At 70.7% G+C, this 16,609-nt stretch carries 15 protein-coding genes; 8 read left to right on the top strand and 7 right to left on the bottom strand.

All coding sequences use genetic code 11. The features are described 5' to 3' along the window. Positions 1-71 precede the first annotated feature (71 nt). Complete coding sequence (locus tag DR046_RS11420) at positions 72-1,112, bottom strand: C4-dicarboxylate TRAP transporter substrate-binding protein (protein ID WP_115382513.1); 1,041 nt, start codon at positions 1,110-1,112, stop codon at positions 72-74. 161 nt (positions 1,113-1,273) lie between these two features. Here DR046_RS11420 and DR046_RS11415 point away from each other — a divergent pair, with 161 nt between their 5' ends. The 5 genes from DR046_RS11415 (at position 1,274) to DR046_RS11395 (ending at position 7,676) form a co-directional block, all read left to right on the top strand. Further along, positions 1,274-1,855, top strand: coding sequence for a LysE family translocator (locus tag DR046_RS11415; protein ID WP_115382512.1), 582 nt, complete (start codon positions 1,274-1,276; stop codon positions 1,853-1,855). Positions 1,856-1,893: 38 nt separating this feature from the next. Next, the gene (locus tag DR046_RS11410) at positions 1,894-3,747 is read left to right on the top strand and encodes an ABC transporter ATP-binding protein (RefSeq protein ID WP_115382511.1); all 1,854 of its coding nucleotides are present in this window, start codon (positions 1,894-1,896) and stop codon (positions 3,745-3,747) included. Next, entirely contained in the window at positions 3,744-5,600 is a 1,857-nt protein-coding gene (locus DR046_RS11405) for an ABC transporter ATP-binding protein (protein ID WP_115382510.1), read from the top strand. Before DR046_RS11410 ends, DR046_RS11405 begins: the two co-directional genes overlap by 4 nt. A 97-nt stretch (positions 5,601-5,697) precedes the next feature. Next, positions 5,698-6,861: a class I SAM-dependent RNA methyltransferase gene (locus tag DR046_RS11400; RefSeq protein ID WP_245190915.1), complete on the top strand. Its 1,164-nt coding sequence runs from the start codon at positions 5,698-5,700 to the stop codon at positions 6,859-6,861. After that, positions 6,858-7,676, top strand: a complete 819-nt coding sequence (locus tag DR046_RS11395; protein ID WP_115382508.1) for an ion transporter — start codon at positions 6,858-6,860, stop codon at positions 7,674-7,676. The genes DR046_RS11400 and DR046_RS11395 overlap by 4 nt, the downstream gene beginning before the upstream one ends. A gap of 81 nt (positions 7,677-7,757) precedes the next feature. On the opposite strand, the gene DR046_RS11390 is transcribed toward DR046_RS11395, so the two are convergent. Further along, positions 7,758-8,399, bottom strand: a complete 642-nt coding sequence (locus DR046_RS11390; protein WP_115382601.1) for a sugar transferase — start codon at positions 8,397-8,399, stop codon at positions 7,758-7,760. Beyond that, positions 8,396-9,178: an NAD-dependent epimerase/dehydratase family protein gene (locus tag DR046_RS11385; protein WP_167767079.1), complete on the bottom strand. Its 783-nt coding sequence runs from the start codon at positions 9,176-9,178 to the stop codon at positions 8,396-8,398. The genes DR046_RS11390 and DR046_RS11385 overlap by 4 nt, the downstream gene beginning before the upstream one ends. A 144-nt stretch (positions 9,179-9,322) precedes the next feature. Between DR046_RS11385 and DR046_RS11380 the strand changes: the two genes are divergently transcribed. The 3 genes from DR046_RS11380 to DR046_RS11370 all read left to right on the top strand — a co-directional run bounded on the left by DR046_RS11380 (position 9,323) and on the right by DR046_RS11370 (position 12,551). Then, positions 9,323-11,479, top strand: a complete 2,157-nt coding sequence (locus tag DR046_RS11380) for a YjbH domain-containing protein (RefSeq protein ID WP_115382506.1) — start codon at positions 9,323-9,325, stop codon at positions 11,477-11,479. A 2-nt stretch (positions 11,480-11,481) separates the two neighbouring features. After that, positions 11,482-12,165: a YjbF family lipoprotein gene (locus DR046_RS11375; RefSeq protein WP_167767077.1), complete on the top strand. Its 684-nt coding sequence runs from the start codon at positions 11,482-11,484 to the stop codon at positions 12,163-12,165. Positions 12,166-12,311: 146 nt separating this feature from the next. Further along, positions 12,312-12,551, top strand: a complete 240-nt coding sequence (locus DR046_RS11370; protein ID WP_135227291.1) for a hypothetical protein — start codon at positions 12,312-12,314, stop codon at positions 12,549-12,551. A gap of 98 nt (positions 12,552-12,649) precedes the next feature. On the opposite strand, the gene dxs is transcribed toward DR046_RS11370, so the two are convergent. From dxs to DR046_RS11350, 4 genes are read right to left on the bottom strand one after another with little or no spacing between them, the layout of a single operon-like run. After that, positions 12,650-14,566, bottom strand: coding sequence for a 1-deoxy-D-xylulose-5-phosphate synthase (gene dxs, locus DR046_RS11365; RefSeq protein ID WP_115382503.1), 1,917 nt, complete (start codon positions 14,564-14,566; stop codon positions 12,650-12,652). Positions 14,567-14,571: 5 nt separating this feature from the next. Continuing rightward, positions 14,572-15,441, bottom strand: a complete 870-nt coding sequence (locus tag DR046_RS11360; RefSeq protein WP_209313572.1) for a polyprenyl synthetase family protein — start codon at positions 15,439-15,441, stop codon at positions 14,572-14,574. Then, positions 15,438-15,674 (bottom strand): exodeoxyribonuclease VII small subunit, encoded by a 237-nt coding sequence (locus DR046_RS11355; protein ID WP_115382502.1) that lies wholly within the window; start codon positions 15,672-15,674, stop codon positions 15,438-15,440. The genes DR046_RS11360 and DR046_RS11355 overlap by 4 nt, the downstream gene beginning before the upstream one ends. Further along, positions 15,667-16,593, bottom strand: a complete 927-nt coding sequence (locus DR046_RS11350) for a histone deacetylase family protein (protein ID WP_115382501.1) — start codon at positions 16,591-16,593, stop codon at positions 15,667-15,669. The genes DR046_RS11355 and DR046_RS11350 overlap by 8 nt, the downstream gene beginning before the upstream one ends. Positions 16,594-16,609: the final 16 nt, after the last annotated feature.

Below are 16,609 nucleotides of genomic sequence, written 5' to 3'. Positions count from 1 at the left end.
CCGATCCGGGCCGGGGCGCAAGGGTAGAAGGATGGGCGTGGCCGGACCGAGGACGGTCCGGCCTCCGGGGCTCAGCGCTCCCAGGGATAGCCCTTCTCGTCGCGCTCGGCGGTGTATTTGGCCAGCAGCGCCTGGTACTCTTCCAGCAGCGCCTCGCCGTCCATGCCCATCTGCCCGACGCGCTCGACCCACTGGTCGACATACTGGGCGCCGCGCTCGACCAGCTTGTCGCGCTCGGCCGGGTCCAGTTGGATGATCTCGACGCCGGCTTCCTTCATCGTCTCGATGGCGCGCTGGTTGTCGGCCGTGATCAGCTCGCCCAGCGTGTCGGCCATGGCGATGCCCGCCTCTTCCATGATCTGCTTCGCCTCGTCCGAGAGCTCGTTATAGGCGTCGAGGTTCATGAAGATCCCGAGCGCACCGACCTGACCCCAGTCGAGCAGCGTGTAGGAGGTCATCACCTCCTGCTGCTTCAGCGCGGCCACGGCGTAGGAATAGCCCTGCGAGCAGTCCAGAAGGCCGGTGTCGAGCCCCTGGTAGGCGTCGTAGATCGGCATCTGCACCATGTTGGCGCCGAAATCCGCGAAGGTGTCGCCATAGGCGCCGACGCCGCGGACCTTCAGCCCGGCGATGTCGTCCACCGAGCGGATCGCCGCGTCCTTGCAGCCGATGTTCACGTCGGAGGTGGTGAAGGTGCCGATATAGGCGAGGTTCTGGTCGGCCAGCGCCTGCTGCATGGCGGGGCTGGTGCGCATCAGCTCGTCGGTGGCGCGCATGCCGACCCAGGAATCCGCGTTGCGCAGCGGCAGGTCGGCGATGCCGTAGCCCGCCATCTCCTGCGGGAAGTAGACCGCGATGATCGTGCCGAGATCGGCCACGCCGTCGGCGATGGACTGCGCCGCGGCGCCGGCCTTGAACAGCGCGCCGCCCCACTGGACGTCGAAGGTGATTTCGCCGTCGGAGCGTTCGGTGACGTCGTCCACGAAGCTTTGCAGCGCGTCGGCGCGGGCGCCGCGGTTCGGGCCGGGCTCGCCCAGGATCAGCGTGGTCTGCGCCGCGGCGGCGCCTGCGGTCAGGCAAAGGGCCAGGGCCCCGGAGATGAGGTGCTTCATCGGTCTCTTCCTCCCAAAGAGTTCCGCATGGCGGAATGACGTTTCGTATAGCGGAACGGCTAGGGCACCCGGCGGCCGCCGTCAACCATGCGCCGCCCGCCGCCTCGACCTCCGCGACGAACGCCGCTTGAAGCGGCGCGCAAAGCCCGCCAAGCAGCGCCATGCTCGATCCGCTCTACCTCTTCGTCTTTGCCGGTCTCTTCACCCCCGGCCCCAACGTCATCCTGCTGACCGCCTCGGGCGCGCGGTTCGGGTTCCGCCCGACCGTGCCGCACGTTCTGGGCGTAGCGGTGGGCGTGGGCGTGACCTCGGCGCTGACGGCGCTGGGCGTGGGCGCGCTGCTGCTGGCGGTGCCGGCGCTGACGCTGGCGCTGAAGACGGCGGCCTTCGGCTGGATCCTGTGGATGGCGTGGAAGCTGCTCCGCTCCTCCGGGGCGCGGGCCGAGGGCAAGGACCGGCCCTTCACCTTCGTCGAGGCGGTCCTGTTCCAGTGGGTCAACCCGAAGGTCTGGATCGTGGCGCTGGCGGCGGCCTCGGGCTACGGCTCGGATCTGCCCGCGCATCTGGAGGCGCTGCGGATCGGGTCGGCCTTCAGCGGCATCAACCTCTTCGTCTGCCTGTTCTGGACCACGGCGGGGACGCTGCTCTCCTACCTCCTGACCACGCCGCTCGCCTGGCGGGTCTTCACCACCATCATGGCCGCCGCGCTCGCCGCCTCGGGGGTGATGGTCTTTCTCGCCTGAGGGCCTATATCGCGGGGGCAGCCCCAAAAGGCGCCTTCATGTTCCGGAACTTCGAAAATCTGGTCGACCCCTATGTCGCCCATGCCGAGGACGATACGCCTCCCGCGCGGCTCTGGCCGTTCCTGAAGACGTGGACGCGGCCGTTCCATCGTCTCTTCGGGGTGACGGCGCTGGTTTCGGTCGTCGTGGCGGCGATCGAGGTCGGGCTGATCGCCTATATGGGCCGGGTGATCGATCTGCTGTCGCAGTTGACCCCCGACGAGCTCGCCGCCCGGCACGGGACGGAGCTGATCCTCGCGGCGCTGTTCGTCCTGCTGCTGCGGCCCGCGGTGCAGGCGCTCGACGTGCTGCTGATCAACAATGCGGTGCTGCCGCAGATGGGCGCACTGTTCCGCTGGCGGGCGCATAACCACGTCCTCAGGCAATCGGTAGGCTGGTTCGAGAACGACTTCGCCGGGCGCGTCGCCAACAGGATCATGCAGACGCCGACCGCGGCAGGGGACGCGGTGTTCCAGGTCTTCGACGCGATCACCTTCGCGCTGGCCTATGTCGTGGGCGCGTCGATCCTGCTGCTCGACGCCGATCCCCGGCTGCTCTTGCCGATGATCGCCTGGCTCCTGCTCTACGGCCTGCTGGTGCGTTGGACGATGCGGCGGATCGGGCCGGCCTCCAAGGCCAGCTCCGACGCGCGGTCGATGACGACGGGGCGGGTGGTCGACGCCTATACCAACATCCATTCGGTCAAGCTCTTCGCCCATGAGGGGCAGGAGCTGTCCCATGCCCGCGACGCCATCGAGACGACGCGGCGCACCTTCGCCGCCGAGATGCGGCTCTTCACGATCATGGACGTGGCGCTGGTGGCTCTGAACGGCCTGCTGATCGTGGGCGTGGTCGGCTGGGCGGTGCTGCTCTGGATGCAGGGCACGGCCTCGGTCGGCGTGGTCGCGGCGGCGACGGCGCTGGTGCTGCGGCTCAACGCGATGACCGGCTGGATCATGTGGGCGCTGTCGACCTTCTTCCGCTCGCTCGGCGTCGTGGCCGAGGGGATGGAGACCATCGCCCAGCCGATCCACCTGACCGACGCGCCGGGGGCCCGGCCGCTCCGGCTCGACCGCGGGGCCATCGCCTTCGAGGACGTCACCCATCATTACGGCGGCGGCTCGGGCGGACTGACCGGGCTGACGCTGCGCGTGGCGCCGGGCGAGAAGGTCGGCGTGGTCGGCCGGTCGGGCGCGGGCAAGTCGACGCTGGTCAAGCTGCTCCTGCGCTTCTACGACCCCGAGAAGGGCCGGATCGAGATCGACGGGCAGGACATCCGCACCGTCACCCAGACCAGCCTGCGCCACGCCATCGGCATGGTGCAGCAGGACAGCTCGCTGCTCCACCGCTCCGTGCTGGAGAACATCCGCTACGGACGGGCCGACGCCACCGAGGCCGAGGTGATCGCTGCCGCCCGGAAGGCCCAGGCCCACGACTTCATCGAGGCGCTGGCCGACCCGGAAGGCCGCGGCGGCTATCACGCCCAGGTCGGCGAGCGCGGCGTGAAGCTGTCGGGCGGGCAGCGCCAGCGCATCGCCCTGGCCCGCGTGATCCTGAAGGACGCGCCCGTCCTCGTTCTGGACGAGGCCACCGCCGCGCTGGATTCCGAGGTCGAGGCCGCGATCCAGGACACGCTCTACGGGATGATGGAGGGCAAGACCGTCATCGCCATCGCCCACCGCCTGTCCACCATCGCCGCGATGGACCGCATCGTCGTCATCGACGAGGGGCGGATCATCGAGGAGGGAACCCATGACGAGCTGCTGGCGCGGGGCGGGTTATACGCCGCCTTCTGGGCGCGGCAGTCGGGCGGGTTCATCGATACCGAGGCCCGGGAGGCCGCCGCCGAATGACCATTCTGAGACCTGCCGCCGACTGGTTCGCCAGCCGCGTTCCCGCCTTCGACCCCGCCGAGGGGCCGCCCCCGCGCGAGCTTCTGGCCTTCTTCCGCTGGTGCCTTGCCGGGGCCTGGCCCTGGCTGATCGGCGCCTTCCTCGTCTCGGCCCTGGCGGGCACGACCGAGATCGCGACGGCGTTCTTCCTCGGCGCCATCGTCGACAGCGTCGCCGGCGAGACGGAAGGATATCTGGCGCAGAACGCGGCGCTGCTCGCGGGCTTCCTGCTGTTCTACCTGCTGCTGCGCCCGCTCACCTTCGGCACCTCGGCCGCGTTCAACGGCATCACGGTCATGCCCAACATCTACCCGCTGGTGCAGTCGCGGCTGCATCGCTGGACGATGGGGCAGGCGGTGACCTTCTTCGACAACGACTTCGCCGGGCGCATCGCGACCAAGCAGATGCAGACCGCCCGCGCCGTCACCGAGGTCACCTCGGAATTCATCAACGTCGTCGCCTTCGCCGGGGCGTCCCTGGTGGGGTCGATCCTGCTGATGTTTGCCATCGACTGGCGGATTGCGTTGGCGCTGGCGGTGTGGCTGGTGGGCTACGTCGCGCTGTTCAAGTGGTTCATGCCGCGCATCCGCACCCGGTCCAAGGCGCGGGCGGCGGCGCGGGCGATGGTGACGGGGCAGGTCGTCGACACCATCACCAACATCAAGACCGTCAAGCTGTTCGGCCATGCCGAGCACGAGGACCGGGCCGCGCTGGACGCGATGGATCGGCTGCGCGACCGCGCGCTGGCCTTCGGGCGGATGTCGACCTCGTTCCGCTTCCTGCTGATGTTCTGCGCGGGGCTGCTGCCGATCCTGATGATCGGCGGGACGATCCTTCTGTGGCGCGCGGGCGCGGCCTCGCCGGGGGACATCGCGGCGGCCGGCGCGATCTCGTTCCGGCTCAGCCAGATGACGGGCTGGGTCAGCTTCACGCTCATGGCGCTCTATTCCAATGTGGGCGAGGTCGAGGACGGGATGAACACGCTCGCCCATCTCCACGCGCTGACCGACGCGCCGGACGCGGTGGACCTGCCGGGCGGGACCGGCGACATCCGGCTGGAGGGCGTGACCTTCACCTACGGGCGCGGCGAGGGCGGCATCCGCGAGATGGACCTGCATGTCCGCGCGGGCGAGAAGCTGGGCGTGGTCGGCGCCTCGGGGGCGGGCAAGTCGACGCTGGTCGCGCTGCTGCTGCGGCTCTACGACCCCGGGGCCGGGCGGATCACGCTGGGCGGCCACGACCTGCGGGAGGTCACGCAGGACAGCCTGCGCCGCCGGATCGGCATGGTCACGCAGGAGACGGCGATGTTCAACCGCTCGGCCCGCGACAACATCCTCTACGGCCGCCCCGACGCGACCGAGGCGGAGGTGATCGACGCCGCCCGCCGGGCCGAGGCGCACGAGTTCATCGAGGGGCTGCGCGACCACAAGGGCAATACCGGCTACGACGCCTTCCTGGGCGAGCGGGGCGTGAAGCTGTCGGGGGGCCAGCGCCAGCGCATCGCCCTGGCCCGCGCCATCCTGAAGGACGCGCCGGTTCTGGTGCTGGACGAGGCGACGAGCGCGCTCGACAGCGAGGTCGAGGCCGCGATCCAGGCCGCGCTGGAGCGGGTGATGGAGGGCAAGACGGTGCTCGCCATCGCGCACCGGCTGTCGACCATCGCGCGCATGGACCGGATCGTCGTGATGGAGGACGGCCGCATCGTCGAGCAGGGCACCCATGCCGAGCTTCTGGCCGCGCGCGGCACCTATGCCCGCTACTGGGAGCGGCAGTCGGGCGGGTTCATCGGGGTCGAGGATGTCGCAGCCGAGTGAGCCGGGGAGATCGCGGGTCGACCCGCGATCCGTCTCCGGTCGACCGGAGACGTGCCCGGTTCTGACCGTCGAAACGCTGGGGCAGAGGGGCGACGGCGTGGCCGGCGGCGTCTTCGTGCCGCGCAGCCTGCCCGGTGAGGTCGTCACCGGCGACATCGTCGGCGACCGGATGCCGGATCCGAAGATCATGACGCCGTCGCCGGACCGGGTGGCGGCGCCCTGCGCCCATTTCAGGCGGTGCGGCGGCTGCGCGGTGCAACATGCCTCGGACGGGTTCGTCGCCGGGTGGAAGGCGCAGGTCGTGCGCGACGCCCTGGCCCGGGTCGGCATCGAGGCCGTGATCGCCTCGGTCGAGACCTCGCCTCCCGCGACCCGCCGCCGGGCAGCGTTGGCCGGGCGCAAGACGAAGAAGGGCGCGCAGGTCGGATTCCATGTCCGCGCCTCGGACGAGATTGTCGCCATTCCCGATTGCCACGTGCTCCATCCCGAGATCGTCGCGGCGCTGCCCGTGCTGGAGCAGGTCACGCGCCTCGCCGCCGCGCGGGGGGCCGAGGTCACGCTGCATGTGACGCGGACCGAGACCGGGCTGGACCTGGCGCTGGAGGGTGCGAAACCTTTCGGACGAGAGGAGATGGCGGCGCTGGCCCCGCTGGCCCCCGCCTTCGTGCGGATCACCTGGAACGGAGAGCCCGCGCTGCAGCAGGTGCCGCCGCACCTGACGCTGGGGCGCGCGCCGGTCGTGCCGCCGCCCGGTGCTTTCCTGCAGGCGACCGAGGCGGGGGAGGCGGCGCTGGTCGCGGGGGTCCGGGCCGGGCTGGGCGATGCCGGGTCGGTCGTCGACCTCTTCGCCGGGTTGGGGACCTTCGCCTTTCCCGCCGCCGAGACGGCCGCCGTCCACGCGGTCGAGGGTGCGCGCGACCTCGTCCTCGCGCTGGAACAGGGCGCGAGGATGGCCACGGGCCTGCGCCCGATCACGACGCAGGTCCGCGACCTGTTCCGGGACCCGCTGACCACCGCCGAGCTCGCGCGCTTCGACGCCGCGATCATCGACCCGCCCCGCGCGGGCGCGCAGGCGCAGGTGGAGGAACTGGCGCGGGCCGACCTCGCCCGCATCGCCTTCGTCAGCTGCAACCCGGCCACCTTCGCGCGCGACGCGGCCGTGCTGGTCGCCGCCGGGTGGCGGATGGGCGCGACGACGGTGGTGGACCAATTCCGCTGGGCGCCGCATATCGAGCTCGTCACAACCTTCGAGAGACCATGACCCGCGCCCGCCTGGAAGCCTTCCTCGACACCGCCGCCGTGCGCAACGGTATCATCGCGGTGATCGTGCTCAACGCCATCGTCCTCGGGCTCGAGACGGTGCCGCCGGTCTACGAGCGCTTCGGGCCGCTGCTGGTCGCGCTGGACACCGCCTGCCTCGCCGTCTTCGTGGTCGAGTTGCTGGCCAAGATGGTCGCCAAGGGCCGGCGCTTCTGGCGCGACGGCTGGAACATCTTCGACTCCGTCATTGTCGGCGTCGCGCTGGTGCCGAACGCAGGCCCGTTCAGCGTGCTGCGGGCGCTGCGTATCCTGAGGGTGTTGCGCATCATCTCGGTCTTTCCGCGCCTGCGCCGCGTGGTCGAGGGCTTCATCACCGCCCTGCCGGGGATGGGCAGCGTTTTCCTGCTGATGGGGATCATCTTCTACATCGCCGCGGTGATGGCGACCAAGCTGTTCGGCGCGTCCTTCCCGGAATGGTTCGGAGACCTCGGGTCGTCGGGCTATTCGCTGTTCCAGATCATGACGCTGGAAAGCTGGTCGATGGGAATCGTCCGCCCGGTGATGGAGGTCTATCCCTACGCCTGGGCCTTCTTTGTGCCCTTCATCATGGTCACGACCTTCGCCGTGGTGAACCTGCTGGTCGGCCTGATCGTGAACTCGATGCAGGACGCCCATTCCGAGGAATCGAACGCGGCGACGGATGCTTATCGCGACGAGGTGCTGGACAAGCTGCGCGCGATCGAGGCGCGGCTGGAGGCGCAGGAGGCGGCGCGCGGCGCCCGCGCGCCGGAGTTGAGCCGCAGCGCCGGGGAGTGACGATCCGTAACCCCGCGAGGGGACTGGGCGCATCGACCGGGAGTCGGGATCGAGGAGCAGGCGGACGGGCGCGGCCCGGGATCAGAGCGGGCGACCCTTGCGTTCCGGCCGCCAGCGCCTCGGAATGAAGCGGGCCGTGGTCCAGGCGATCAGCTTCACGTCCAGCCAGATCGTCCGGTTCCGCTGGTAGATCAGGTCAAGCGCGGCCTTCCGGGGGACGCAGCGGCGGACATAGGCGGCCTCGGTCTCCGCGCCCGTCCGGCAGGCGGCGAGAATGCGCTCCTCGTGGGCGGCATAGACCAGCGAGGCGAGCCCGGTGACGCCGGGGCGGGAGCGCAGGACGCGGGCGTAGAGGTCCGGGCACATCTCGACATAGCGGCGCAGCGGCGGGCGCGGACCCACGAAGCTGATGTCGCCGCGCAGGATGTTCCAGAGCTGCGGAAGCTCGTCCAGGCGGGCGCGCCGCAGTTTCGCGCCGAGCGGCGTGATCCGGTTCGTCTTGTCGCCGCCGGTCACGCCCTGGTCGCCCGCCGCGGGGGCCATGGTGCGGAACTTCCACAGCGTGAAGCCCTCGGCCGGGCTGCGCATCCGCTCGGAGCCATAGAGGACGGGGCCGTCGCGGCCGCGCAGCACCATGATCGCGATCGCGGCGATGACCGGCGCGAGGATCACGGCGAGGAACAGCGCCAGCCCGATATCGAGCGCGCGCTTGCCGGGCGTCATGCGCGCGCCTCGCGCCATTCCGCGACCAGCCCCTCGGGCGTGGACGCTTCGGGCGGAAAGGCGACGAGCGACTCCAGCGGGGCGGTGTCGAGGCGGACCTCGGGCAGCGCCTCGGGCGGGGCGGGGGCGGCGGTCCAGTCATGGCCCGCCGCCGTCGCCAGCGCGCCCATTGCGACGCTGCCGGGCGCGGCGACGTTCAGGATTGCCGGTATGGCCGGCGCGTCGGCGAGCGTCGTGAACACGCGGGCGAGGGTCCTTGGACCGATATAGCTGCGCTTCGGGGTCGCGCCGTCGGGCCAGGCGTGGATCGCCGGGACGGCGCCCGGCACGAGGTTGCCGAAGAGCGCGTCCGCCCCCGCCACGTTTCCGAGCCGGAGGCAGATCGCCTCCGGCCCCTGCGGGTTGGCCGCGCGCCAAGCGGCGACGGCCCGCTCCATGTCGGCCTTGGCCTCGCCATAGGGCGCGGCAGGGCTGGGCGCGGCCTCGGCCCGGAGCGGGGGCGCCGCGCGGCCATAGACCGCCGCTGAGGACAGCAGGAAGACCCGGGGAACCGCATGGGCGGCGGCGGCGTCCAGTGCCGCCAGCGCGCAGGCGGTGTTGGCGTTCAGCGCCGCCGCGTCGCCGGACGTGACGCCTGCCAGCGCGACGAGGGCGCGCGCCCCGGCCACCGCGGCGAGGTCGTCGCCGCGCGACAGCCAGACCGCGCCCGGAAGGAACGGGCGGAGCAGGCGGGCGACGCGGCCGGTGGCGCCGGTCAGGGCGAGGCGGGGCGGAGGCATGGCGGTGTCCGGACGGGGCGGTTCGCCCGAGTAAGGAGGAGGGCGTTGCAAGATCAAGACGATTCCCGCCCATTCGCGCCTTTGCCCTTTCCAAGCCCCGCACGCCCGCCGATAACGAGGCGAGCAACGGCGGGGGGCTCCACGATGCGCGCGACGAGAACGATCCTGGCAGGCCTCGCCACGGCGGGGCTTCTGGCGCCGATGGTCCATGCGCAGGAGATCGAGCCCCGACGCTCGGTCAGCAGCTACGGCGTGCCGGGGCTGATCGACATGCCCAGCGCCCAGATGCAGCCGGACGGAGAGCTTGTCACCAGCCTCTACCTGCTGTCGAACGGGGCGGGGCGCGTGCAGTTGTCGTTCCAGATCCTGCCGCGCGTGCAGGGCGTCTTCCGCTACGCCACCCTGCCCGATTTCCAGCGGGTCGGGAACGATTTCATCCGCACCTACGACCGCAGCTTCGACGTCCGGTTCCAGCTGTTCAAGGAAAGCGGCTGGGTCCCGGACGTGACCGTCGGCCTGCAGGATTTCGGCGGAACCAGTCTCTATAGCGGCGAATATCTCGTCGCTTCCAAGACGTTCGGGCCGAAGGTCACGGGGACCGTCGGGATCGGCTGGGGCCGGTTCGGCACCCAGGGCAGCTTCACCAACCCGCTGGCCGTCCTGGATGACCGCTTCCGGGACCGGCCGCGATTCGACGTGAACTCCACCGGCGGCGACTTCTCGACCGACAGTTGGTTCCGCGGCGACGCGGCCCTGTTCGCGGGGGTGGAATACCGGCCGAACGCGCGCTGGACGCTGAAGGCGGAATATTCCTCGGACGCCTACGTCCAGGAAGAGGCGCGCGGGATCTTCGAGCATGACTCGCCGCTCAATTTCGGCGTGGAGTACAACCCGTCTCCCGGCATCCGACTGGGCGGCTACCTGCTCGGCGGCACCGAGATCGGCTTCAACATCCAGCTCGCGCTCAATCCCAAGCGGCCGCCGGCCGGGGGCAGCGGGCTGGAGGGCGCGCCGCTGCCGGTCGCGATCCGCCCCGCGCGCGAGACGCAGCCGAACCTCTGGTCCGAGGCCTGGGTCGGCGTGCCGCAGGTCGAGCAGCCAGTCGTCGCGGGGCTGGACGCCGTCCTGGCCGAGGCGGGGCTGGAGCTGATCTCCTACCGGCTGACCGGGGACCGCGTGGACATCCGCTTCCGCAACCCGCGCTATTCCAGCCAGGCGCAGGCGATCGGCCGCGCGGCGCGGGCGATGGCGGCGACGCTGCCGCCCTCGGTCGAGACCTTGGTGCTGACGCCCGAGAACACGCGCAGCCTCGGCTCGGCCGCGGTGATCCTGCGGCGCAGCGACATCGAGGCACTGGAGAACCGGCCCAACGGCGCCGCCGAGACCCTGGCCGTCGCGGGCATCGTCGATTCGCAGACCCTGCCCACCGACGGACGGCGCTATGTCGACGACGCCTATCCGCGGCTGCGCTGGAACGTCGGACCCTACATCGCCTATGCGCTGTTCGACCCGGACAACCCGCTGCGCGCGGATGTCGGCCTGTCCGCCACCGCCGAATGGGAGCCGGTGCGCGGCCTGATCCTCGGGGGCGAGGTCCGCCAGAAGCTGATCGGCAACCGGGACGAGTCGAACCGGCAGAGCAATTCGGTGCTGCCGCGGGTGCGCACCAACGGCCCCGAGTTCCTGAAGACCGACGATCCCTACATCCCCTACCTGACCGCTGCCTACTTCTTCCGGCCCGGCAGGAACCTCTATGCCCGCGGCTCCGCCGGCCTGCTGGAGGAGCAGTTCGGCGGTGTCTCGGCCGAGCTTCTTTGGAAGCCCGTCGCCTCGCGCCTGGCCATCGGGGTCGAGGCGAGCGTCGTGCGCCAGCGGGAGTTCGATGGGCTGTTCGGCTTCCAGGACCTCGATGCCGAGACGGCCTTCGTCTCGGCCTATTACGACCATGGCGCGCGCTTCTACAGCCAGCTCGACGTCGGCCAGTATCTCGCCGGCGACCGCGGCGCGACCTACACGCTGACGCGGGAATTCTCGAACGGCTGGCAGGTCGGGGCCTTTGCCACGAAGACCAATGTCAGCGCCGAGGAATTCGGCGAGGGCAGCTTCGACAAGGGCTTCTTCCTCCGCATCCCGACCGACTGGCTGCTCGGGCGTCCGACGCGCGAGACCTCGGCGGTGGTGATCCGGCCGGTCCAGCGCGATGGCGGCGCGCGGCTGAACCTGCGCGACCGGCTCTATCCGCTGGTCCGCGACCAGTCCCCGCCGGTCCTGACCGAGCAGTGGGGTAGGTTCTGGAGATGACCATGCGCCGATGGACCCGCCTGATCGCCGCGCCCCTTCTGGCGCTGCTGGCTGCCTGTTCTGGCGGCACCGAGAACGCCCCTCCGGCCAACGACAAGCTGCTGCTGGCGGCGCTGCAGGCCCGGCTCGCCGGGCTGTCGGGCGGCGAGCCCGTCCCCGACGCGCGCGAGATCCTGTCGCCCGCGCTGGTGGCGCGGTCGTCGACCCCGCTGCTGCTGGTCGTGGTCGAGGCCGCCGATGCCGGGCTGACGATGGTGCCGCGCGCGGTCAACCGCGGGACGCAGCAATGGCGCGACATCTCGGGCGGCGGACTGTTCCGGCGCGACGGCATCCTGGTCGGCACGCGCGGGTTCGGCTTCGACCTGCACACCGCCGACGTGGCGCCGCTTGCGGCCGCGCTCCGCCGCGGTGGCGGCGAGGATGTCGAGCGGATCAACCGCTACATCGACGGCCAGAACCAGATCGTCGCGGTACAGTACCTCTGCTCGGTCCGGCCGATGGGGCGCGAGCGGCTGAACCTCTACGGGACGGTCGTTGACGCCACCGTCTATCGCGAGAACTGCATCGGCGAGGGGCCCCCCTTCGCCAACACCTACTGGGTCGATTCGGGCGGGACGGTGCGGCGGTCGAACGAGCTGATCTCGCCGAGGGCGGGATCGCTGGACCTGAGCGTGCTGAAGTTGTGAAGGGTTGACGCTGCGTCGCGGCGGCGAAATGGGGGGTTTGGCGCTATTTCCGCCGCATCGCAGGATGAATGGGTTTCGCACTGCTTGAATGAAAACGACTTCCGTCATAGAGACGAAGACGTGCACACCCCATGGAGTATTTCTCAATGACCAAGCTGATCGCCGCAAGCGCGGCCCTGCTTATCGCAATGGCGCCGACCTTCACCATGGCCCAGGAGGCCACGGACGAAGAAGCGGACGTCATCCTGATCGGCCCGGGCGTCGACAACACTGCGGCCTACATCGCCGGCGGCGCGGGCCTTCTGGCGCTTGCCCTGCTGCTGGGCAGCGGCGACGGCTCGACGACGACGACCACCACGACGACGACCGTGGGCGGCGACGACTGATCCTTAATGCGCCATTGACCGGCCGACGGGCCGGACGACGGCATGGACGGCGGACCCTCGGGTCCGCCGTTCTTCGTTTCAGGGGGCGGTCGCGGCGGTCAGGCGCGCTGGCTCAGCACCTTGACGCCCATGACCGACAGCACCTTCGCCTCGATGTCCTCGACGTTGAGCCCGGCCGCCGCATACATGTCGCGTGGCCCCGCCTGGTCGATGAAGGCGTCCGGCAGCACCATGGAGCGATAGCGCAGCCCGGTGTCGAACATGCCCTCCTCGGCCAGCAGATGCGCGACGTGGCTGCCGAAGCCGCCCACCGCACCCTCCTCGATGGTGATCAGCGCCTCGTGGTCGCGCGCCAGTCCCAGGATCATCTGGCGGTCGAGCGGCTTCGAGAAGCGGGCATCGGCCACCGTGGGCTCGATCCCGCGGGCCATCAGCCGTTCGCGCGCCTGTTCGACCTCGGCCAGACGGGCCCCGAAGGACAGGATCGCGACCTGCGACCCCCGGTGGACGATGCGGCCCTTGCCGATCTCCAGCGGGACGCCGCGTTCCGGCATCTCGCAGCCGACGCCCTCGCCGCGCGGGAAGCGGAAGGCGATGGGGCCTGAATCATGCGCGGCGGCGGTGGCCACCATGTGCCGCAGCTCCGCCTCGTCCGAGGCGGCCATGACCACGAAGTTCGGCAGGTTCGACAGGTAGGCCACGTCGAAGCTGCCCGCATGGGTCGCCCCGTCGGCGCCGACCAGCCCCGCCCGGTCGATGGCGAAGCGCACCGGCAGGTTCTGGAGCGCGACGTCATGCACCACCTGGTCGTAGCCGCGCTGCAGGAAGGTCGAGTAGATCGCCGCGAAGGGTCTCATGCCGCTCGCCGCCAGACCGGCGCAGAAAGTCACGCCATGCTGCTCGGCGATGCCGACGTCGAAGCAGCGCGCCGGGAAGCGCTCGGCGAAGAGGTTGAGGCCCGTGCCGTCCGGCATCGCGGCGGTGATCGCGACGATGCGGTCGTCCTCGGCCGCCTCCTGGATCAGGCTCTGCGCGAAGACCTTGGTGTAGGAAGGCGCGTTCGACTTGGCCTTCTTCTGCTCTCCGGTCTTCGGGTCGAACTTGGCCGTCGCATGGCCCCGGTCGGCACGATGCTCTGCGAAGCCCTTGCCCTTCTGCGTGACCGCGTGGATCAGGATCGGCCCGTCGGCGCGGACCTTCACCGTGCGCAGCACGGCCAGGAGGCTTTCCATGTCGTGGCCGTCGATCGGACCGACATAGCTGAAGCCCAGCTCCTCGAAGAGGGTGCCGCCCACGGTCAGGCCCTTCAGCATCTCCTTCGCGCGGCGCGCGCCCTGCTGGAACGGCGGCGGCAGGAAGCCGACGGCGCCCTTCGCGGCGGCCTTGAACTCTTGGAAAGGCGCCCCGGCATAAAGCGACGACAGGTAGGAAGACATCGCGCCCACCGGCGGCGCGATGGACATCTCGTTGTCGTTCAGCACGACGATCAGCCGCTTCTTCAGGTGGCCCGCGTGGTTCATCGCCTCGTAGGCCATGCCGCCCGACAGCGCCCCATCGCCGATCACCGCGATGGCGTCGCCTACGTCCTCGGCGCCCAGCTCGCGGGCCATGGTGAAGCCCAGCGCCGCCGAGATCGAAGTCGAGCTGTGGGCAGCGCCGAAGGGATCGTAGGGGCTCTCGGTGCGCTTGGTGAAACCGCTCAGGCCGCCTTTCTGGCGGATGGTCCGCATCCGTTCCCGCCGGCCGGTCAGGATCTTGTGGGGGTAGCACTGGTGCGAGACGTCCCAGATCAGCTTGTCGCGCGGCGTGTTGAAGACTGCGTGCAGCGCGACCGTCAGCTCGACCACGCCCAGCCCCGCGCCCAGATGACCGCCGGTCTGGCTGACCGTCCAGATCGTCTCGGCCCGCAGCTCGTCGGCGAGGCGCTTCAGGTCCCGCTCCGGCAGGGCGCGAAGATCGGCGGGCCCGCCGATCCGGTCGAGCAGCGGCGTGACGGGGCGGGTCTGGTCGGTCATGTCTGTCACCTGTCTCTTGTCACCACATAGCGGGCGACATGCGTGAGATTAGCGCCTTTCGGGGTGTAAATCAAAGTAGACATCTCCGCCTCCCGCACGAGCGCCTCGGCCCGCGCGCGCGCGGCCTCGGCGCCCAGCAGCGACACGAAGGTTGCCTTGCCCGCCGCTTCGTCCTTGCGCAGCGCCTTGCCCGCCAGCTTCGCGTCGCCCTCGACGTCCAGCAGGTCGTCCGCGATCTGGAAGGCGAGGCCCAGCTTCGCCGCGTATTCCACCAGTGGCGCCGGGTCCGCGCCGCCCAGCAGCGCCCCCGCCCGGCAGGGCCATTCCAGCAGCCGCCCGGTCTTGAGCCGCTGCAGCTCCGTCACCTGCTCCAGCGTCAGAGGCGCCGCCGCCGTCTCGGCCGCGATGTCGAGCGCCTGCCCCCGAACCATCCCCGCCGCTCCGGCATCGCGGGCGAGCCAGAGCACCAGCTCGGCCCGCACGCCCGGATCGGGATGGGTGGCGGGGTCGGCCAGCAGCTCGAAGGCCAGCGTCTGCAGGGCGTCGCCTGCGAGCACCGCCGTCGCCTCGTCCCACCTGCGGTGGACGGTGGGCTGGCCGCGCCGCAGGTCGTCGTCGTCCATGCAGGGCAGGTCGTCATGGACCAGCGAATAGGCGTGGAGGCATTCGATGGCCGCCGCCGCGCGCAGCGCGCGGGCGCGCGGCACGTCGAACAGCGCCGCCGATTCCAGCACCAGGAAGGCGCGCAGCCGCTTGCCGCCCTGCGTCGCGTAGCGCATCGCGTCGCCCACCGGCCCGTCGAACGGGGCGAACGCGGCGTCGAGCGCGCGCTGCACTTCCGCCTGCGCCGCTTTCAGATCCTCGGCGAAGCTCACTGCGGGTCGGTCGTCCCGGTCGGCTGGCCCTGCGCGTCCAGCGTGATCTGGCGGACCTTGGCGTCGGCCTCGTTCAGCTTGGCCTCGCAATGCGCCTTCAGCTCGGCCCCCCGCTCGTAGAGCTTGATCGACTCGTCCAGAGGCACGTCGCCGGAGTCGAGCCGGTTCACCACCTGCTCCAGCTCGGCGATGGCCTCCTCGAAGGACAGTTTCCTGACGGGGGTGTCAGCCATCGGTTCGCCTCCTGAGCACGTCGACATGGGCGGCGGCCGCCGCGGCCAGCGCGTCGAGGTCATAGCCGCCTTCCAGGCACGAGACCACCCGCCCCTCGCAATGCGCCCAGGCCAGGTCGCAGAGCCGCTCCGTCGCCCAGGCGAAATCCTCGGTCTCCCATTCCAGCTGCGCCAGCGGGTCGGCGCGATGCGCGTCGAACCCGGCCGAGATCAGCAGGAGCTCGGGCGCGAAATCGTCGAGGCCGGGCAGGATCTCGCGCTCCATCGCGGCGCGGAAGGCCGCGCCGTCCGAGCCGGGGGGCAGGGGCAGGTTGGTGATGGTGCCGTGCGGCCCGGTTTCCGATGGGGCGCCGCTGCCGGGCCAGAGCGGCATCTGGTGCGTCGACCAGAAGCGCGCGCGCGGCTCGTCCCACAGAAGATCCTGCGTGCCGTTGCCGTGATGGACGTCGAAGTCGACCACCGCCACGCGCTGCAGCCCGTGGGCTTCCAGCGCGTGGCGGGCGGCGATGGCGACGTTGCCCAGCGTGCAGAAGCCCATGGGCGTGGCCGTCTCGGCATGGTGCCCGGGCGGGCGCATGGCGCAGAAGACGTTGCGCGCCTCGCCCGCCATCACCGCGTCGACGGCCCGCACCGCCGCGCCCGCCGCCAGCCGCGCGGCGCGCCAGGTCCCCGGCGACAGGAAGGTGTCGGGGTCGAGCTGCGCCCAGCCCTCGGCCGGCACGGCGGCGGCGATCCGGTCAAGATAGTCGCGGGGATGGCAGCGCAGCAGCGCCGCGTCCTCCGCCTCGACCGCCTCTTCGCGGTCCAGTTCCATCCCTTCCAGCGCCGCCAGCACGACCTTCAGCCGCGCCACCTGTTCGGGATGGCCGGGCGGGTTCTCGTGCCGCAAGGCGTCGGGATGCGTGATGACGAGCGTCATGGCCCCTCCTTCGATG

Origin of the sequence: Jannaschia formosa, assembly GCF_003340555.1 — a bacterium.
Lineage (GTDB): Bacteria > Pseudomonadota > Alphaproteobacteria > Rhodobacterales > Rhodobacteraceae > Jannaschia > Jannaschia formosa.
The sequence above is the reverse complement of the archived record's forward strand: the minus strand, read 5'-3'. Positions and strand labels throughout refer to the sequence as shown.